Genomic DNA, 20,685 nt, shown 5'->3' with positions numbered 1-20,685 from the left:
AAGCATGGTTAATAAATAGATTAAAAACAAAAAGCCGCAATTAATGCGGCTTTTGTTTGAAATGAATAAAACGATTATTCAGAGCACTGTTGGATATTTAACGTCCCTACATCGGCACCGGCTTGAGGATCATCCTCATTTAACGACAGTAAAAATTTATAAGTCCCTTTGGTTAACGTCGCTTTGTTGTTATCTGTTCCAGCATTACCTAAGCTCACGTTGTAATTAGTACCTAAGGATAAAGCACTAGTTTCAATTGTTCCGTCGGTTTTGTTAGCCCACAACTGCGTCGCCCAATCACCATCACTTGACGCTAATTTAAATTGGATATCGCCATCAAAATCAGCAATCGCTTGATATTGGTTATCACCTATATAAGTTAATTTGTATTTCGCGTCTGCCCCCCAACCAGAATGATCACCTTTAACGTATAATGAGCCGTCACCTGCGACCGTTAATGGACCTGTACCAGCAGAGGTCGCTATTTCACAAGAAACAAGAGAGTTAAGCAAAGTGATTTTTAGCACATACGTTGCTTCACTCACCTCTAATTCAAATTGATAACTTCCCGATGTTTCTATACTGAAGGCAAAACTTTCATTGTCACCTTGGCTGATTGTTATTTCGCTACCAGTAACATCCACATCACTCATTTGAACATTAATACTGGTAAACTCACTATCTCCAAGATTAAATTCATAATCACCACTGCTTAATGTTTGGCTGACTTTATAACTGCCGCGGTCGTCATATGTCATTTGAGCTAATTCAGTGTTATTGCCTAACGCACTAATATAAATTGGCGTATCGGCAAATGGCGAATTAACGAAATCAGGATCAGCCGCTAATCCTTCACCTTGTGCACCATTTTGTGTTTTAACAAATACCGCTGCAGTATAAGCCGGTACAGAGAACGTACCTTGAGTCTCATTTGATGTAAAACTCGCATTAGTTAATTGACTATCAGCCGAATTCAATTGAATCGGATGTAACGTAAATCCTGTTGCTGAGGTGACCGCGTGAGTTACGTCAGCGTCAGTGCCGTTAATCACTACAACAATGGCATCATAATTAGCGTCTAAATCAGTTACCCCAACACCATCGTCAATACTCATAACAATGACACCTGGCGTTTGAGAAGCGCCGGTATTATGAAAACCAATACGACGAGATATTTGCGCGCTATCGTTCAGTCTAAATAGCTTGCTTGTGCTACGAATTTTAACAAACTCTTTAAACACCTGCTCAGACAAGGCTATATTTGAAGCCGTAACCACCGTATTGGCGTTACCACTGATGGCACCAATGGTATCCCAATCTGAATTATCTTGCTGCATAGGCAAACCAATATTCCAATTGTTACTCATTTTAGTGAAATCAATTTTGTTAAACCAATCTCCCGAGTTATACGTATTTCTGTCCATTGATTTTGAGCGTAATAGATCAATACCGACTTGGAAAAATGGAATGCCTTGGCTTAATACTGGAATTGCAGCTGATAACGAATGAACACGGACTCTTTGTTCCGCTAACATGCTGGTTGGCAAACTATATTGTAATTTGTCCCATAAGGTTTCACCGTCATGTTTAGATATGTAGTTAATGATGTCCGCAGGATCTTTAGCATAAGAAGACTGGCCAAAGTTTAATGCTTGTTTAACTTGGCCACTGCTATCTTCAAGTTTGTAATCTTGCTGTGTACCCACTAAACCTAAACGAACGTAGTCAACTTTATTTAAATCGACTGTATCTGCAGATAACGCCGCATCTCTTATGGTATCTCGTGGACGGTCGTTATAGGTACCAATTTGAGTGCCTGCCATATTATATTGGCTTGCATCTTCAAATAAACGGCCATTAGCCGTTTCACCAATATTCCAACCTTCACCATAAAAATAAGTATCAGGGTCAATTGCTTGCACTGCGGCACGACTGCTTACCAATAAATCTTTTGGCATAAGCCCCATGATATCGAAACGGAAACTATCGATTTTGTATTCTTTAGCCCAATGAACCAGAGACTCTTGTACAAACTTAGCCATCATCTTATGTTCTGTAGCCGTATTTTCACAACAGCTAGAGCGTTCAATTTCTCCCGTTACTTCACTGTATCTGTGGTAATAACCTGGTACTAACTTATCAAATACCGATTTGTCCCACACACCTGAAGAACTGGTGTGGTTATAAACCACATCTAATGCAACTCTAAGCCCTTTATCATGCAGTGCTTGCACCATCTGACGGAATTCTTTTACTTTAGCAAGGCCATCTGCGTCAGAAGCATAACTGCCTTCTACCACATTAAAGTGCTGCGGATCGTATCCCCAATTAAAGCCATCATAACCACTTAATTCAGATGCTAATTTTTGAGCATCGCCAGTAGACGGATCAAACGACTCCATAACCGTTAATAAAGTTTGAGTTTTATCAGACAAACTGCACACCGATGCGGTTGAATTTTTTGCACACAATTGAGCAACTGTACTGGTTAATTCAATTCTATCTTCACTGTTTTCTTCTATGCTGGCAATATCATTGGCAGGCAACATATGGAAGTGCGTCACACCGGCTTCAGTCATTGAAGATAAATAATCCATTGAATCTGTGCCTTGTTCAGTAAAGGCTAAATATTTACCACGGTTTGCTTCTGTTGTTGTTAAATCTAAGATACTCATATCACGGATATGACCTTCCAATAAAATGGCATCTTCGATTTCATCCAGCGTTGCAATATCATGACTTTCCCATGCTGCCGGTTTTAAATCATCATCGGATAAATTAACAAATTGTGAATATAGACCATTGGCTGATGTGTTTACTGAATAAGGGTCTGTGACCGTTAACGTTTCTAGCGCTTTGGTAATTGGGTGATACACGTTCACGGTAAAGGTGTAATAAAGTCTATCTAAAGAGTCGCTAGAGCTTGGATTGGTGAAGGACCAAATACCTGTCGTCGTATCTAACGTCATGTCTTCGGTCGATACCAAGCTCTTGTTGTCGTTATACAGATTTAATTTAACTGTGTTCGCTGTTGGCGCCCAAACAGAAACCGATTGAGTGTCATTGTTATATATAACCCCTAATGTTTTTTCGTCTGCATCGTCAGTACCGTTAGTATAAATGTCATCCAGCACTTTAGCTGTTTGTACAAAAGTGGCCGCAAGCGGATCATCGTTATTATCAAATGACGCTAAAACTAATTGGTGTGTTAATAGTGACTTAATTTCTGAAAGCGGTTTAACAATCGCAAACGCATTCCATGTGGCAATGTGTGGTATACGTGCTTTTTGCTCAGTGGTTAATGTTGTTTCTGTTAGCGGGATAGTATTGTTATTATTAAAATTCTCATCTAACGTTGCATCGGCTGAAAATAACAATTGAACATTATCGCCCGTACCGTTCCAAACTAAAGTATTGGCATCAATCCAATGTGCTGAAGCATCGGTAATAGCAAAAGGTACATCGGTAGTTACCTTGTCTGGGGAATCAAATACTCCCACACCTGAGACCACAAACGCAGAACGCCCGTCAGTTAAACTTAGCTTTTGATCACCCTCACTTGGATCTTTGGTGTCACCTTTATGTACGATGAAATTAGCACATTCAGCCGCTTCTTTTGTATCAAATAGCCAATACATGCCATAGTTATCATCTTGACCGGTTGGGGTTAAGCCAGTTGCCCAATCAGTACCTACATCATCAGCAAAATCGCTATAACCATTACATTCTGCATTATTCCAAGCATGTAATATCCAGCCAGTGTAATCATTATCCGCTCTTTGGTAATAAATAATCCCTTGTTGTGCATTTGGCGTAATACTTGGCTGGATAACACCATTGGTACTATCTGTAACGGTAACATTGATCACAATCGAACTGGATAATGCGCCTGAACCATTGTCTGTCACGGTAAGCGTTATTTGATAGTTCGTTAAGCTAAAGTCTAAATTTGAATTATCAGATACCGTCACTTCACCTGTTGCAGCATCTATCGCAAAGATATTCTGAGGGTCTTGCATTGACCATACTAAACTATCGCCATCCACATCTGTTGCGGTTGCGCTATAAACCGTAATCCCATTTTGTACATCATCACTTAAGGTTAATGAATTTACCGAGCTAATTACGGGTGCAGTATTGGGTAACACACAGGAAGTTAAATCACTGGATACCACTTTAGGTGCGGCACATTCGAGTTTTTTTGCATCATCCCCACCGCCAGAACCACACGCGGTTAAGGTCGAGGTTATAATAAGAAAACATAGCTGATTGACCAGCTTATAATTAACATTCATTTCTTTGTCCCGTTGATATTATTTTTATATTTATGAAGGGCACTATAAAAAAGAATCGACGAAGATGATTGTTGAATACGTATGTAGCTTTTTTAAGAAACAAACAGAGAAAATATCAATATTAATTAACTTAAAAGCTAACTATTCGACCCAGTAAACGTTTATAAGAAACGGTTGTTTTTCATCCACAACTTAAAGCTTTAATTACTCAGTTCGTTAACTGGCAAGGCTTCTATTTGTTTACTCACCGACAAGGCCACTGTATTGTTGGGTTCAATTTTTAATACGCTATCCAACCAGATCAATGCCGTGGAAAAATCGCTTTGTTGAGTATAAGCATGAGCAAGTGCAAGTCTCGAGTTGGTATTATTAGGTTGAATATCCATGGCTCTCGTTAAATAACGTATCGCCTCTTTTGGACGTTGCTGTGATATTAACGTCACACCAGCTTGGTATGCATATGATTCATTATCAGGCATGGCGTCAGACAATAATTTGACCGCCTTAATTATGGTTAACTGATCTTGTATTTTGTTTGCGTATTGTAATGTCTGATTGGCGATATCTAACCAAGATACTTGTTTTTTATAAGCAGCAAAGCCTAACTTATCGCTCCAACTTTTGAGTTCAGGGTAGTCTGGTTGTTGTGGTTGCTTAGTAAATGGGTAATCAGCCATTAATCCAGCTATTTTGGCATTGCCCCAGAACACTTCTGCATCAAAAACAGGTAGCTCTTGTTGCGCATTAAATTTAGATATTGGGTGGGGGAATTCACCAAAGACTTTAGTTGACTTTAATGCCTGATAAAAACTATTAGAAATCTCAAAATATCCTTTAATCGTTGGGTGTAAATGCTCAATCATTAAAGACTTACCAATTATATGTTGCTCTGCGACTTTAGATAAATCGGCCTCAGCATCAACCAAATTAACCTTGTTATCATGTGCCAATGTTTCAATTATTTGATTAATTTCAATTGGCGCTCTAAAGCGTAATAGATCATGCTGACGCGCTTGAACAAAAGCATATTTGGCCTTGTCATACTCTTGAGTCTTTAGCCAAACTTGTCCTAACGCGTAATAACCATCTGCACTTTTATTACTAATAGACAGTTGCTCAAGCTGCTTAAGTTGTTTTAACTCAAATGATGATGGGTCAGTTTGCACAGTTGCAACTAATTGTTCCTCCTCCTCTGATAACAGGGCAGAACTAAAAGGTTTCTGATCTGCCAAATTACTCGCAATGGTACTTATAAATACAGGTATACCGGCCTTATTATATTTGCCTAATAACAAAGACATATTTTGTTCAAACTGGTTTAAGCCTTGTTTAAATAACGCCGAATCATGAGGGATATTTTTGTGTTTTGCTACTTTAGCCATCACAGTTCTAGCATTGTCATTTTGCTTAGAATTTGACGTTGTGTTAATTGAAGAGAAATAAGAATAGATGGATTGCATTAATTGAAAAATACGCGAATTTTTCAACTTTAAATACAACAAAGTAGCACCATGGGAATTAGCTGCAGTATAAGCAGAACCAACACCTAAAATACCTAAGTATTCATTATGACCTGCATAAATAAGTACGGCATCAGGTTGTTGCTCTATTATCTCATCTGCAAAATCTAATAATGTGTAACTGTTCACTGCAGATAATGCGGTATTGATCACTTCTACTGGACGTTCCGGAAAGGTTTGTTTTAAGCGATAATCAAGCATACCGGCAATGGAGGCTCCAAAACCATAAGGAAAACCAGCCGCTGTTGACCCCCCTTGCACAATTATCCTGATCCCATCTTCCGGTTTTATTTTTTTAAAGAAGTTAGTCTCAATGGTGACATTGGGTGATTCAGCACCTTTAGCAAAATAGCGTTTAACCACATCTGGTGTGGGTAATAAATACTCAGGAGCTGATGGGTTTTGCATAAACAATGGGATCTGTTGGCCATAACCGGCAAGTCGTAGCCCAATTTCCAATATCGCAAAAAATAAAAATGGGATTAAAATCATAATCCCTCTAAACAACCAGACTTTTTTACTTAGCTTTTTAGCCTTTGAATTTTCCATGTTTAATGTCCTCTGGCTTTAATCGCTAACGAAACTCTATCAATGAAAAACTGAATATGGGTGTTAGTTGGGTCTAGTTGTTTGGCTTGTTTTAACAAGTCTAAACTGTATTTAAACTCTTCATTTAAAAAAGCACTCTGAGCTAAAATCAAAATACTGTTTGAGTTAGACGGATTTAATGACACCGCTCTTTTTTGGTAATACTGCGCTAAACCATAATCCTGAACTTTCATATATAACTGACCAGCAATCAAATTAGCTTGTTCTGCCGCACCAATAGTAGATAAAGGTAATGCGTCAACAATAATTCCGGCAACACGAGCGGCTTGTAAGTTCTCCCCATTTTGTTGATAAGCTTTCATCAATTTATTTTGTAACGATAACCAAGGCTCGCCCTTTAACTTTTCTGTTAAATACGGATAGATGAATGCGTTGTCATCTAATAACAGTGGTTTGTATTCGGCTTTATTAAAAGGAAAGTCTTTAGTCAATGCATCTATTTTCACATCACCATACAATTTATCTAAATCGGTAATTGGAATTTCTGACCAAGCTTGCTCTACCGTAAAAGGGATAATTGGTTGATGCAAAAGATCTAACTCTACTATTTTACTAATAAACGCTTCCGCTAAAACAAAATACCCCCTAACGGTTGGATGAACATGTTCAAGCATATAGTCATGGTTGATGATCCCATGAGATGAGTCCTGTAAAAAAGCGGTTTCAACATCCACTAAATAGGTATTGGGTTGCTCAGTTAACTGTTTGATTACTTGATTAAATATCGATGGCGCCCGAAACCTCAACGCATCAAGATCTTTAGATTTAATGAATTTTAGGCGAGCTTCAGTAAATTTACCATCATTTAATAGCTTTTGAGCTTCTGAATACTCATTGAAAACTTTGCAATCATAACTCAATATATTTCCTGACTTGAAGTCACATAATCCTTCTTGAACTATTTGATCTAATTTTTGATTGATTGAAAATGGGATCAATCCACTTTCAATACTCACCAAGTTCCCCACTAACACTGGAATATCATTTTCGCGGTAAATATCCGTTATTGAGGTTAAATTACCTTTAAACTGTTCAACACCCAATTGGAATAAATCGCTTTCAAATGGAATAGTTTGCCCTTTAGCAACATGTGACATTAAGGTTCGTTTATCTTTTACATCGTTATGACTTTGCGAATCTGGATTGTCTTTTAATACTAAATTAAAATATACCGACTCTAATAACTGATATAACCTAAATTGTTTTAACCAAAGGTAGGTTAAAGTAGCAAAACGTCCGCCTATACTAGCCACACTCGAACCTACGCCCAAAACACCTAAATACTCATTATGTCCGCTGTATATCAAAACTAAATCTGGCTCTAATTCAACAACTTCATCGGCAATATCTAACAAGGTATAGGTATTAACTGCGGCCATCGCCGTGTTGATAATTTCAATATTTTTATTTGGATAAAGTCGTTTAAATCGTTGCTGTAACATGCCTTGCAAAGAGCCAAACCGACCATAAGGAAAACCAGCAGCGGTACTGCCACCTTGAATAACAATACGGAAGCTATCTGCTGGTTTAACTTTATGAAAATAAACCGTATCCGGGCTGACATCCGGAGCCATACTTGAGTCAGGGAAATAGCGTTGGATCAATTTGGGATTTGGCTGCATAAAACCGCTAAAAGTGTCACTTTCTACAAACGCTGGTATTTTTTCTCCAACATTAAGCATTGTAAGAGTCAGTTCAATTAAGAGTAAAAATAGGAATGGCAGCAAAAAAGCAACAAGGTAAAACAGTGGATAATTAGATTTCGATTTAGACAAAATAACGGCCAATAGATATAAAAAACACGTAAGTTAATAACACAAAATTCAGCTTATTTTTAGGGTACAAATGAGCCGTATTTTTTGTTAAACAATTAGTCTAATAAGGTATCTAAAAAGGCTTATTTAAGCAAGATTTTACTGGTATACTTTTGATGTTAATAAATATAGTTAGAACCAATAAAAATAATAAGTTAGAGCATTTTATGACATCGAAAATATTGGGTATTTCTGCCTATTATCATGATAGCGCCGCTGCGGTAATTGAAGACGGTAAAATTATAGCGGCCGCACAAGAAGAACGTTTCACCAGAGTCAAACATGATCCTCGTTTTCCAGCCTCTGCCATTGAGTTTTGTTTAACCCAATTAGACTGTTCTATTACCGACCTTGATGCCATAATTTTTTATGACAAACCGCTATTAAAATTTGAACGTTTATTAGAAACCTACCTGGCAAATGCACCTAAAGGATTACGGTCGTTTATTCGGGCTATGCCAATATGGTTAAAAGAAAAACTGTATTTAAAAAGTGTATTACGCCGAGAATTGCGCTTATTAGTTGGCGGCGATAAAAAAACAAAATTACCGCAACTGCTATTTAGCGAACATCATTTATCTCACGCTGGCTCTGCCTTTTTTCCATCCCCTTATAAAGATGCCGCCGTTTTATGTTTGGATGGCGTGGGTGAGTGGGCAACCTCATCCGCCTGGCATGGTATTGATAATAAACTCACCCCTATTTGGGAAATTCAATTCCCTCACTCTTTAGGGCTTTTATATTCAGCTATTACTTATTATTGCGGCTTTAAAGTTAATTCAGGCGAATATAAATTAATGGGACTAGCCCCGTACGGCGAACCTAAATATGTCGATCTTATTTTTGACAAATTAATCACTGTACATGACGACGGCAGTTTTGATTTAGACATGTCTTATTTTAATTTTGCTATTGGCGATACCATGACCAATAACAAATTTAATCAATTGTTTGGTGGTAAACCACGTAACGATGAGTCCGATGTGAGCCAAAAAGAAATGGATTTAGCCCGTTCAATTCAAGTGGTGACTGAAGAAATTGTATTAAAAATCGTACACCATCTGCATAAACAAGTGCCCTCAGTCAACTTATGTTTAGCCGGCGGTGTTGCTTTAAACTGTGTGGCAAATGGCCGAATTTTACGTGAAGGCCCTTACAAAAATGTGTGGGTACAACCTGCCGCAGGTGATGCCGGCGGATCGTTAGGCGCTGCGCTTGTGGCTTGGCACCATTATTTTGATGGCAAACGTGAAGTTTGCCCTGAATATCAAACGCCTGTTGCAATGCTTAATCATGACGCTATGCAAGGTTCTTATTTAGGCAATGTGTTTAACAATGAACAAATTATATCTGCCGTTAATCTACAACAACTAAACTTTACAGTTATTGAAGAAGAAGTCTTATACGTCAAAACCGCAGAGTTAATTGAACAAGGTAATGTCATTGGTTGGTTCCAAGGAAAAATGGAATTTGGTCCAAGAGCGTTAGGTAATCGCTCCATTATTGGTGATCCGCGCAATACCACTATGCAAGCCACGATGAATTTAAAGATTAAATATCGTGAGTCATTTCGCCCTTTTGCTCCTGCCGTATTACTAGAAGATGTGGCTGATTATTTTGAGCACACAAGATCTAGCCCTTACATGTTGATGGTGGCGGACGTGAAACCAGAATTAAGATTAACCACTGATGAACAACGTTTTGGTATCGATAAATTAAACCAGCACCGTTCAACTTTGCCGGCGATTACGCATGTTGATTATTCCGCCAGAATTCAAACCGTTGATAAAACCACTAATCCACACTTTCATAAATTATTAACCAGTTTTAAACAATTAACAGGCTGTTCCGTTTTAATAAATACCTCGTTTAATGTCCGAGGTGAACCGCCAGTATGTACTCCAGAAGATGCCATTCGTTGTTTTTTAGCCACCGAAATGGATTACCTAGTCATGAACAATATTATTTTGAAACGATCAGATCAGCCGCAAGATGCCATAGAAAAAGCAAAAGCGGTTGAGTTTGCCAAAGATTAAAGTCTGGCTAAGCAATCAGGGATTAGTTAAGAATGAGACAGATATGTTAAAAATAGACAAACACGATACGCCACAATTAAAGAAATTTGCAGTCACCATGAGCTGGGCATTTCCGGCTGTATTTTCAATTGCCTTACCTTGGTTATTTTCATTTAACTTTCAAATTTGGCCGTTAGTTATTTCCTTATTATTACTAAGCCTTTGGGCAATAAAACCACGTTGGATTTATTACCCTGCCATGGTTTGGTTAACCTTTGCAGGTATTTTAGGTTGGATTAATACACGGATAATTTTAACGTTGGCTTTTTATTGTTTAATGATGCCAATAGGATTGTTATTAAGACTGTTTAACCAATTACAATACAAAAACAAACTAGCTGCTAAAGCCACTTCCAATTACGTGAAGTGCGAAGCTAAAACGGATAAGAAAAACTTGGAGTACCCTTTTTAATGTTGGAATTTATTACAGACTTATGGGCATTTTTAAAAGTGCGTAAGAAGATATGGTTATTACCTATCATCGTTATTTTGAGTTTATTAGGCGCTTTAGTGGTGGCCACACAACAATCAGCACTAGCTTCGTTTATCTATACTTTGTTTTAGTTTCGAGTTTCGAGTTTCTAGCTTCGAGTTTCTAGCTTCGAGTTTCGAGTTTCGAGTTTCTAGCTTCGAGTTTCTAGCTTCGAGTTTCGAGTTTCGAGTTTCGAGTTTCGAGTTTCGAGTTTCGAGTTTCGAGTTTCGAGTTTCGAGTTTCGAGTTTCGAGTTTCGAGTTTCGAGTTTCGAGTTTCGAGTTTCGAGTTTCTTAAAAAGTTTATAACGAACACAAACAAAAAACCCAGCTTAAGCTGGGTTTTCATTTTTTACTCAATAACTCGTTACACTATGAGTCCATTATCATTAAGGAACTTATGGCGCTGCCGTAACGGTTAGCTGTTTAGTTACATCATCAAACGAGAACACATATTGTCCTGCAGGATGAGGGAAACTGATGTTTTGACTATCGTTTCCAGTAGCTAATTGAATTGGCGTACCTAACACAACAACATTATTGCCAGCTTCTGCTTCATCTGGGTCAATACCCCAGTTAAAGCCAAATGCACCGCCCCACTCTGAATCAGCAATCTTGAAGAAACCTTCTCCAGTTGTGGTTACTGTACTTGTGTAGACATGGCCTGCTTCCGTTGTGTTTTGCTCGTCTGTTGGAACAAAGTTTAAACGCATTGTGTCATCAGCTGCCCAATCGCCTGAACCGTAAATGCCACCACGGATATAAATTGGCGCTTCTTGTACTTTTAGAACTCCAACAGATGCGGTACTGAAGTCTAAAGAGAACTCATAAGAAGTCGACTTAGTTGGCTTAACTTCAACGTTACCTGTACCGGTTAATGGCAAAGCTTCTGCATCATCAGAGAAAGTTACGTTTCCTGCACCAACATCAACAGTGCTGCCATCCCAAGCTTTACTTGCAAATTTAAACTGATGTTTATCTTCGCCAGTAACCGCTTCTAAACCATACACAACAGAATAAGTACGAGAATCTTTATCGTAAACAATTTCGTCTTCATCTGGCGCTGGGTCACCCCATCCAGTCATTGTTCCGCGAATATACACGGCATCTAAACCAAGTGGTTTTGCTTTTTCAATTTTAAATGTAGGTGCAGCTAAGTCAGATAAATCAAGTGTAATGTTGTATGCAGCTGCCTCTGGCGCTGTAAAACTAATCGCACTTCCATCATTAACTAGCGCTAATGCAACATCTAATGAAGCAACGTCACTGCCAGTCACAGCGCCTAACGCAAAGTCATTAGCCTCATCAGATATAACTATAGAAACCGTTTCTGCTGCTAATGTTGCAGTATGAAGATAACGACCAGAACGTGCATATTCAAACTCTACAGGGTCTTCCGAACCAAATGTGATTTTTGGAAATGCAGCGACAGGAACGTCTTCAATATTCAGTTGTACTGCTGTTGGATCAGTTGCATCAACATTAAATTGGTAGATTTTATTCTCTGCAAATTTAAGTGCCATATCTTGACCAACACCATTACCAGCAGTTAATTGCATTGAACCACCAACGGTTGGTAAATCACCACCTTTTACACCACCAAACGACGTTGCTTCTGACCAATCAGCGTCTGCAATTTTGAAGTTGTAATTGATCGTTCCGTCTTCTTCAACGGTTGCATCTTCAGGGTGAGCACCATAAACATAATTTTTACGATATTTATTAGTACCTTCACCTAAATATTCAAACTCTTGTCCTTCTGTTGGGTTACCCCAGCCATTAAAGCCACCACGTAACAATAATGTTGTTTCATCCGGATTAAATACTTCGATACATTTAGAAGCGATATCAACTTGCGCTACACCAACATCCGTTGTACCTGTAGGACAAGATAAGGTTTGACCAACACAAGACTCACCAGACTCATCTAATTCTGTTCCCCAACCACAAGATTTTTTACCTGCAGCTGCACCAAAATATGGATGTTGATTGCCTAAATATAAGCCATCCATTAAGTTAGCTGGAAAACCTTCTTGGTAATAAGTGATCTTATCTAAATTATGTAATAACACATCCCCAGAATTACCTAGTGGGATCATGCCATCATTCTGAGTAATATATTTATCACCTGATGTTTTGTTATAAATAATCATATTACCGCAGCTAGAATGACCATCTATAAGAGGTAATACCCAATAAATACCATAGTTAGCATCCCAACCAGCACTGCCTTTACCGGTTCCCCAAGCAGTGCTTTCACCGTATGATGTACAGTTCCCGTTATCCCAAGCGTGGATCGTTATATCTGAGTAATCATCTGCTGAAGTGGCGTCCTTTTTACGGAAGTAAACAACGGTTTCATTAGCGGCTGCTTCGTAAATTGGCGCTGGCGCGTCCGCAATAGGGTTTGTTTCAGGTACGATACAATCGTAAGCTCCAGACTCGTCTAATACTTTATAATTTGGACATTCTGTAGGAGGGGTATAACACGCTTCTTCGCCGTTATTTGCAGTCGACAAGGCTAGTTCATTACCACGGGCCGCTTTATCTAAACGTTGTGATTTACCCAAATAATCTGTGTAAGGTACAGTAGCAAACCAAGTATCAAACCAAGCGTCAAACCCACCTTCAAATGCACCTTCTGCATCAAAGATTTCTTGTTGACCTTGTTCTATCTTAAATGCACGCGCCTCTTCTTTAGCTACGGCCTGACGAGCCATCTCTTCATTTGTTAAACCTAACGTATCGTATAGGTCTATTGTGCCATAGTCATACGTATAAGGATTAAATGAAGATTCCCATGCGGCAATTTCAGCATCCGTCCAATCATTGTCAGAATTTGCTGCTGCTAACGCCACAGCTTTAAGATCGGTGATCTCTTGAGTTGATAACGGATGGAAATCTGAATCAACAGTTTGAACTATATCTGGTGCTTTACACCAAAGACCTTGACCTGTTGCATTTGATCCGTGAGCTGTCGATGACGCTTGCTCAAACGGATATACTTTTTCGATTTTTTCTTCTTCGGTGCTACAACCACTAAGAGCTGCAGTAGTAGCTAAAGCTACAACCGACAAAGATGTAAACTTGAAATTCATATGAATAACTCCACTTAACTAATGTTACATAGTTGTTATGTGCTATTAAAATGATTGTACCGCTAGCCATTTAATAAAACGGTAACAGTTTTGGTAAATAGTAACCCTGCTGATACTAATACACTGTATATACCTATCGTTGCCTAGTTATATACAATATTACCTGTCCGAATAACGTTGATAAATGTTCACTCAACGGTTGCAATTTAACCAAGCAATCGCGGTTTGTATATAAGCTCTATGCTCTGCAGAGTATGAATACGTATGCGGTTAATTCCAACTTGTTATCTGATCCATACTTCTCTATGTTTAGCATCGTTGCCTACAAAAATAATAAAATTAAAATTATAAACGCGAATTAAAGTGAAATTGTTTAGTCCGAAAATAAACGTGATCACACTCTTCAAAACAAAATAACAACAACTTGTTTGAGGAACACACATGAAAAATTTTAAGCCTAGTGCGCTTACGCTTGCTCTAATGCTTAGCGGCGTGACACTTGCTTCTATGCCTTCTTTTGCAGCAGATGATGATAAAGATAAGAAAAAAGAAGTAGAGCCAGAAGCAGCAGTAGAAGTTATTGAAATACGCGGTTTTCGCCGTAGTTTAATCGAATCACTAAATACAAAACGTTATTCTGACACAGTAGTAGAAGCGGTGTCTGCCGATGACATGGGTGCGTTACCTGATGTTTCGATTGCAGATGCTATCTCTCGTCTTCCAGGTGTTACCGCCGTACGTTCAGGTGGTCAATCTAGCGAATTAAATATTCGTGGTATGTCAGGTGGCTTTGTATTTTCAACATTAAACGGTCGCGAAATTGTGACTGACCAAGGTGGACGTTCGGTTCAGTTTGATCAATATCCATCAGAACTAATCAATCAAGTACAAGTATACAAGTCTCAAAAAGCCTCTCTAGTAGAAGGTGGTGTTGCCGGTTCAATTGAACTAAAAACAGCCAATGCATTAGAGAATGATCAAGACCATACTTTTACTATTCAAACCAAGTTAAGTTATAACGACGCTGCCGACTCTCATCCAGACGCTGACCCTATGGGTAATCGTCTTAGTTTTGCTTACCAAGGTAAATTCTTAGATGAAACACTTGGGGTTTCAATTGGTTATGCGCGTTTGCAACAACCTAAGATCTCTACACAGTTTGTTAGTTACCAGCCTCAATGTGGTATTTTGCCATTTAATGGCGCACCAACAACGTCTACAACAGACTGTGATGGTTTAGACCCAGACGCAACCGGTGCATATGCTAAATATATCGCGCCAACGGGTTTCGAATTAATGGCCCGAGGCGGTGAAGAGTTACGTGAAGGTTTAATGGGTTCAATAACTTATCAACCAAATGATACATTCACATTAAAAGCTGATGGCTTTTACTCAAAATTTGATTCGCAAGGTATCGACCGTGGCTTCCGTGTAAGCGGCATCGGTTCTATTCTTGACGGTTCAAGCATCGATTTCGAAAACCCAGTATTATCAGGTGACAATAGCGAAATTATTGTTGGCGGTACTTACTACCGTGATCAAGGTGATGTAAGAGACAATCCTCCTTACCCACGTTTTGCTAATACCATGACATTGCAAGTTCAAGCGGATGACAATACCACCAACAGTGAAGTGTTATCGTTTGGCTTAAATGCTGAATGGATACTTAACGATGACTTAACCATGACAATTGACGTTGCCCACTCAGAGGGTGAATCAAACTACCGTGATGAAGTTATGCGTTTAGCTACCTTTAACGATGCATCAGCAACTAACCCAGTTGTTACCGATGACATCGTGCTTAACTACGAGTTAAATGGCTTAAATTTACCAAGCATCTCATTTAATGACGATATACAAAACGCTTTATCTGATCCAAGTCGTATGATGGTGGGCAGTTTAGAAAAGTATCCACACATTGAAGAAAACTCTGCGAACTCAGCTCGTTTAGACTTTAAATTAGCGATTGATAGTGCTGTAGTTTCATCACTTGAAACGGGTATTCGTTGGTCCGATCGTGCTTACCACATCAAACGTCAAGCTTATAACTATTGTGATATCGGCAATTACGGTAATAACTTACGTAATGGTAATTATGTTTTAGGTTACGACCAAGACGGCAACCCAATTGAGTCCGAAACTTGCCGCCCATATCAATTAAAAGCGGGCGAGTATGAAGTAGTTCAATTAGAAGGTGATTTTGCTGACTTCCCTGCATTTATTTCAGTTGATAATGATTACATTGAAAGCACCTGGTTAGCGAACGAAGATACTCAAGCTCGTCAAGACTGGCGTTATGACTGGACTATTTGGCAAGAAAGCGAAATAAAAGAAGAGACGCTTGCTTTTTATATCCAAGCTAACTTAGATACTGAAGTGTTTGGATTAGGTTTATCAGGTAACCTTGGTGTTCGTGTTATCAACTCAACACAACAAGCAATTGGTGTTGAAAGCCCGGCCGTTGAAGGCGCTGGCGACCCAATTTATGATGATTTTGGTGTAGCCAGAACTATCTACAAACATTCAACATTAGAAGTTGATTACACTGATATTTTACCGTCTATGAACTTAAGTCTACAGCTAAGTGAAAATGACCAATTACGTTTTGCCGCGGCAAAAGTTATGGCTCGTCCAGAAATGGGTGACATGGCAGTGAGTGGACAATGGTCATACGGTATCGACCAAGAAGATAATTTACGTAAAGCTAACTTAAATCGTGCAACGTCTCCTGAAGTTCGTCCGTTTTATGCCAACCAGTTTGACTTATCGTTAGAGCACTACTTCTCTGAAACTGAAGGAGCACTTATCTTTGCTCTTTATTACAAAGACATCGAAAGTTTCCCTGAAAGTGTAACCATTCCTGATTACAATTTTGAAGCCGCTGGCGTAGAAGTACCGGCAGTGGATAACAATGGTGTTCCAGTTGTATCTGGTGACTACACGGTATTGCTAAACAATGGTCAAGGTGGTTTCTTTAAAGGGGCTGAGGTTACTTACACTCAAACCTTTAGTTTCTTACCTGGTATTTGGCAAGGTCTTGGTGTGAGCGCAAGTTACTCTTACACTGAAAGTGAAGTTGAATCTGAGTTTACTGCCGTTGCAGGTGGCGAAAACTCTAAATCATCATACCCTTTCCTTTCTCCACGTGTTTGGACTGCAGCATTATTCTTCGATTGGGATGATACTTTATCTACTCGAATTAATGCCCGCTACCGTGAAGAATACGTTGGTAATCAAATCGCGTTAGGTGATGAACAAAAAGCCTTCTTCGCAGAAGAATTGATTGTTGATTATCAAGCGTCTTGGCAGTTCAGTGAAGAGTTACAAGGTATCTTCTCAGTAAACAACCTGACTGATGAACCTAATCGTTCATACTTTGGTACTCAGGCGATGACTGGTACATTACAGTACTTTGGTCGTCAATTTTACGTAGGTCTTAACGCTAAGTTCTAATATTAGTTGTTTACTTACAATATTAAAAACTGCCGCCTTTGCGGCAGTTTTTGTATCTAACGCTGTAATTTTATATCATTTAATTCACTAAGCAGTATGGTAGAAAAATGAATAACCCAAATGATCAAATCAAAAAAATTGTTATTTTAGGCGGAGGGTCGGCCGGATGGATGACCGCTGCCATGTTAGCCAAGCAGCTTGAACAAAGTTGTACCATTACCTTAGTTGAATCAAACCAAATAAAAACTGTTGGTGTCGGTGAAGCTACCATCCCTCCCATACAAAACTTCAATCGTATATTAGGTATAACCGAAACCGAGTTTTTATCCGCCTGTAACGGCACCATCAAACTCGGCATTCAGTTTGAAAATTGGAAACAAAAACAACATACATACATGCACCCATTTGGACGATTTGGTGCCGACTTTGATTACATGTCTTTTCCCTACTTTTGGATGAAACAACAATTAACTGGTGCTCAACAGCCCCTACAAGAGTTTTCATTAGCTTGGCATTTAAGCCAGTCTAATAAATTTATTACGCCAAGTTCTGATCCTACATCTTTAGCCTCTAACTTTGATTATGCCTATCACTTTGACGCAGGCCTCTACGCTGATTTCTTAAGAACTTATGCAGAGAAACTCGGGGTGGTAAGAATTGAAGGTAAAGTTGCTAATGTATTTAACCATCCAGATAATGGATTTATTAGTGGATTGCAGCTTGAGGACAATCAAGAAATTAAAGGCGACTTGTTTATCGATTGCAGCGGCCAACGTTCGGTATTAATGCGCCAAAACTTAAACGTGCCCTTTCATTCTTGGTCTCATCTTTTGTTTAACGACAGCGCCATCGCAGTGCAATCAACGCATACTAAGATGTTACAACCTTATACTCGTTCCATCGCGCATGATTCAGGTTGGCAATGGCGTATTCCATTACAGACTCGTATGGGAAATGGCAATGTATTTAGCAGTCAGTTTATGACCGATGAACAAGGACTAGATTGTTTACTCAATAGTGTGGATGGCAAAGTATTAACTGAACCCAATAAAATTAAATTCGAAACCGGAAGGTTAAACTCTTTTTGGGATAAAAATTGTGTCGCAATTGGCCTATCAGCAGGTTTTTTAGAACCTTTAGAATCTACCGGATTACACTTAATCCAATCAGCTATTATGAGGTTGATTAGATTAATGCCAAATAAAGACTGCGACCAACTCTCTCAATCGCTTTATAACAAAGAAACTGAGCTAGAGTACCAACACATCAAAGACTTTATTATTCTTCACTACAAGGCTACTGAGCGTGATGACAGCGAATATTGGCAACACTGTAAAGGCTTAGAGATCCCTGATTCGTTAAAACAACAAATTGAGTTATTTAAACAGTTTGGTCATTTGGATGTACATGAAAAGGATTTATTCAAACAAGATAACTGGTTGGCCGTATTAACGGGTCAAGGAATAATGCCAGCAAAAATTGCCCCGATCGTAACGCACAAAAATAACCTGGATATTGAAAAAACCTTTGATGTTATGCAAAAACAGTTTCAACAAATAACCATGAATGCGACAAGTCATGAAATGTATTTAGCTAAACATTGCCCTTATCGTCCAAAGCGTTAAGTAAGGTAAAGTATATTTACACTTAAGCTACCCCCAATAACGCAGCATTTATTGGGGTTATATCTTAAGTTGAAGCTTTTATTGAATAGGCAAATATACGTCAGTGATCATTTCATGTTCCGCCACTTCCGGATAAAAACTTACCCGTTCAAAAAATATGGGAAAGTCTCTTAACTCAAAAGCTGAATCAGTTAGCCACTGCGAATAAAGATAAGCCACTACTGAGCCGATAGCGTCATCACTGCCAATATGCCTTACCACCGCACATTTTCCTGCTGGAATTGTTTTATTCACTACCCCATAGCGATTTGCGCCAATAGCACTATCAACGGAACAACAGACATCAAACCGATATTTCTCTGCAGCAGTTACGCTAGGATCGTCATAAACTAAATTAAAGGTTTTACACTTACTTGGTGGCAGCTTATTTTCTTTTCGCCAACTAATGAAAGCTTGAATGGTTTTCCCCAGTAAATTTGGTGAACCTCTGTGCTCCATGGCGGCAATTAAGGTCTCAGGGAACTCAACAACTTGAGTTTGAAATTTATCTTTAGTGTTCATGATCTTTGTCCTCAGCTTACGTATAGGTTCATATTGTTTATGCCAAGTAGACCAATCAGGGGACTGTTTAAAATCAGAGGGGCTTTTGGCAAAGTACTTTTTAAATACTCTGGAAAACGCTTCGTGACTTTCATAACCATTGTCTAATGCAATATTGATGATTTTATCATTATCACGATATGCCAATTGGTGCGCAGCTCGTTTCAGTCTTAATAGTTTAACTAAAGACATCACTGACATTCCAAAAAATATTGAGCACTGTCGATGGAAATGAAACTTGGATAAATGGGCTTTAGAACAAAGTTTGTCTATATCGAGCTGACTATCTAAGTTAGCTTCGATGTAGGAAATAACGGAAATAAACCTATCTTCATAATTGGCCATTTATCATGTTCTCTGTTTTGATCTTCTTAGGCTTTATACGTTAATGACATAAGACATATTGAGCTTGACTAGGCTTGCTCAATGTTAGCCATTTAGTTTTTCAGAAGATACACGGCCATATTTTGTATTGTAAATTGAGTAAGACAACGCCAATAATAAACATATTAATGCTGGGATGTATAACGCTTGGAATTTTAAAATAACAAAGAAAAAAGCGCCTAAACTGCCACCTAAAATAAAGCCCAAAATGATCAGCATAAATAACAATGCTTTTCTCTTATCAAATGATTCACCTCTGAATTTAGCACCTAACATAATGCCTAAATCAGTAAATATGCCTGTTACGTGAGTTGTGCGAATAATGGCGCCACTGAAAGTTGTGGCCAACGCATTTTGTAAACCACATGCGGTAGATGCTAAATAATGGCCCAATAAGGAATCGTTGGAGAGAAAATAGACAGCGGCAAGTAAAAATAGAGCTTCAAGGCAGAGCAACTTACTGTAATTAAGGCCTAGTTTTAATGCGCCCGTTCGTAAAAAGTAGCCAGAAATAGCTGCACCAATTAAAAAACTAACAAGAATGGTGAACAAATGAAACACTTCAGCAAAGGTTGAATCAACAACTCCAACACCTAACAACGTGGCTGTTCCAGAAAGATGTGATATTGATTGATGTTTAAAACCTAACAATCCAATGGCATTAACTAATCCGGCAACTAATGCTAATAAAAATGATCCGTACTCTACCCAACGAGGTAATTTTGAAATCATTTACAATCCC

Annotated in this window: 11 protein-coding genes; 5 read left to right on the top strand and 6 right to left on the bottom strand. The window is 38.7% G+C overall.

Annotated elements, in window-relative coordinates; genetic code table 11:
• Window positions 1-74: 74 nt before the first annotated feature.
• From RT723_RS15925 to RT723_RS15915, 3 genes are all read right to left on the bottom strand, one after another.
• A complete protein-coding gene (locus RT723_RS15925; protein ID WP_315948063.1) occupies window positions 75-4,295 on the bottom strand; it encodes an alpha-1,6-glucosidase domain-containing protein in 4,221 nt (1,406 codons plus the stop codon).
• A gap of 200 nt (window positions 4,296-4,495) precedes the next feature.
• Window positions 4,496-6,364, bottom strand: coding sequence for a tetratricopeptide repeat protein (locus RT723_RS15920; RefSeq protein WP_315948060.1), 1,869 nt, complete (start codon window positions 6,362-6,364; stop codon window positions 4,496-4,498).
• Window positions 6,365-6,366: 2 nt separating this feature from the next.
• Entirely contained in the window at window positions 6,367-8,106 is a 1,740-nt protein-coding gene (locus RT723_RS15915) for an SGNH/GDSL hydrolase family protein (protein WP_315948058.1), read from the bottom strand.
• A gap of 299 nt (window positions 8,107-8,405) precedes the next feature.
• Here RT723_RS15915 and RT723_RS15910 point away from each other — a divergent pair, with 299 nt between their 5' ends.
• The 3 genes from RT723_RS15910 to RT723_RS15900 are packed head-to-tail and all read left to right on the top strand — an operon-like array spanning window position 8,406 to window position 10,877.
• A complete protein-coding gene (locus RT723_RS15910; RefSeq protein ID WP_315948057.1) occupies window positions 8,406-10,274 on the top strand; it encodes a carbamoyltransferase family protein in 1,869 nt (622 codons plus the stop codon).
• 43 nt (window positions 10,275-10,317) lie between these two features.
• Entirely contained in the window at window positions 10,318-10,725 is a 408-nt protein-coding gene (locus RT723_RS15905) for an SxtJ family membrane protein (RefSeq protein ID WP_315948056.1), read from the top strand.
• A complete protein-coding gene (locus RT723_RS15900; RefSeq protein ID WP_216054875.1) occupies window positions 10,725-10,877 on the top strand; it encodes a DUF5989 family protein in 153 nt (50 codons plus the stop codon). Before RT723_RS15905 ends, RT723_RS15900 begins: the two co-directional genes overlap by 1 nt.
• A gap of 304 nt (window positions 10,878-11,181) precedes the next feature.
• Here the strand turns inward: RT723_RS15900 and RT723_RS15895 are convergent, their stop codons facing one another.
• On the bottom strand, window positions 11,182-13,881 hold the full coding sequence (locus tag RT723_RS15895; RefSeq protein WP_315948054.1) for a pullulanase-associated domain-containing protein: 2,700 nt from the start codon (window positions 13,879-13,881) through the stop codon (window positions 11,182-11,184).
• Between the two features lie 441 nt (window positions 13,882-14,322).
• On the opposite strand from RT723_RS15895, the gene RT723_RS15890 reads away from it, so the two are divergent.
• Both RT723_RS15890 and RT723_RS15885 read left to right on the top strand, forming a co-directional pair.
• Window positions 14,323-17,334: a TonB-dependent receptor gene (locus tag RT723_RS15890; protein ID WP_315948053.1), complete on the top strand. Its 3,012-nt coding sequence runs from the start codon at window positions 14,323-14,325 to the stop codon at window positions 17,332-17,334.
• A 107-nt stretch (window positions 17,335-17,441) separates the two neighbouring features.
• Complete coding sequence (locus RT723_RS15885; RefSeq protein ID WP_315948052.1) at window positions 17,442-18,959, top strand: tryptophan halogenase family protein; 1,518 nt, start codon at window positions 17,442-17,444, stop codon at window positions 18,957-18,959.
• 78 nt (window positions 18,960-19,037) lie between these two features.
• Here the strand turns inward: RT723_RS15885 and RT723_RS15880 are convergent, their stop codons facing one another.
• The gene (locus tag RT723_RS15880) at window positions 19,038-19,904 is read right to left on the bottom strand and encodes an AraC family transcriptional regulator (protein ID WP_315948051.1); all 867 of its coding nucleotides are present in this window, start codon (window positions 19,902-19,904) and stop codon (window positions 19,038-19,040) included.
• A gap of 84 nt (window positions 19,905-19,988) precedes the next feature.
• Window positions 19,989-20,675, bottom strand: a complete 687-nt coding sequence (locus RT723_RS15875; protein ID WP_315948050.1) for a YoaK family protein — start codon at window positions 20,673-20,675, stop codon at window positions 19,989-19,991.
• Between the last annotated feature and the right edge of the window lie 10 nt (window positions 20,676-20,685).

The organism is Psychrosphaera aquimarina (assembly GCF_032461525.1).
GTDB classification, from domain to species: domain Bacteria; phylum Pseudomonadota; class Gammaproteobacteria; order Enterobacterales; family Alteromonadaceae; genus Psychrosphaera; species Psychrosphaera aquimarina.
The sequence above is the reverse complement of the archived record's forward strand: the minus strand, read 5'-3'. Positions and strand labels throughout refer to the sequence as shown.

Excerpts from the sequence above, each read along its gene's own strand:
- RT723_RS15925 (WP_315948063.1), bottom strand. The coding sequence starts at position 4,295 with ATGAATGTTAATTATAAGCTGGTCAATCAGCTATGTTTTCTTATTATA.
- RT723_RS15920 (WP_315948060.1), bottom strand. The coding sequence starts at position 6,364 with ATGGAAAATTCAAAGGCTAAAAAGCTAAGTAAAAAAGTCTGGTTGTTT.
- RT723_RS15915 (WP_315948058.1), bottom strand. The coding sequence starts at position 8,106 with ATGCTTAATGTTGGAGAAAAAATACCAGCGTTTGTAGAAAGTGACACT.
- RT723_RS15910 (WP_315948057.1), top strand. The coding sequence starts at position 8,406 with ATGACATCGAAAATATTGGGTATTTCTGCCTATTATCATGATAGCGCC.
- RT723_RS15905 (WP_315948056.1), top strand. The coding sequence starts at position 10,318 with ATGTTAAAAATAGACAAACACGATACGCCACAATTAAAGAAATTTGCA.
- RT723_RS15900 (WP_216054875.1), top strand. The coding sequence starts at position 10,725 with ATGTTGGAATTTATTACAGACTTATGGGCATTTTTAAAAGTGCGTAAG.
- RT723_RS15895 (WP_315948054.1), bottom strand. The coding sequence starts at position 13,881 with ATGAATTTCAAGTTTACATCTTTGTCGGTTGTAGCTTTAGCTACTACT.
- RT723_RS15890 (WP_315948053.1), top strand. The coding sequence starts at position 14,323 with ATGAAAAATTTTAAGCCTAGTGCGCTTACGCTTGCTCTAATGCTTAGC.
- RT723_RS15885 (WP_315948052.1), top strand. The coding sequence starts at position 17,442 with ATGAATAACCCAAATGATCAAATCAAAAAAATTGTTATTTTAGGCGGA.
- RT723_RS15880 (WP_315948051.1), bottom strand. The coding sequence starts at position 19,904 with ATGGCCAATTATGAAGATAGGTTTATTTCCGTTATTTCCTACATCGAA.
- RT723_RS15875 (WP_315948050.1), bottom strand. The coding sequence starts at position 20,675 with ATGATTTCAAAATTACCTCGTTGGGTAGAGTACGGATCATTTTTATTA.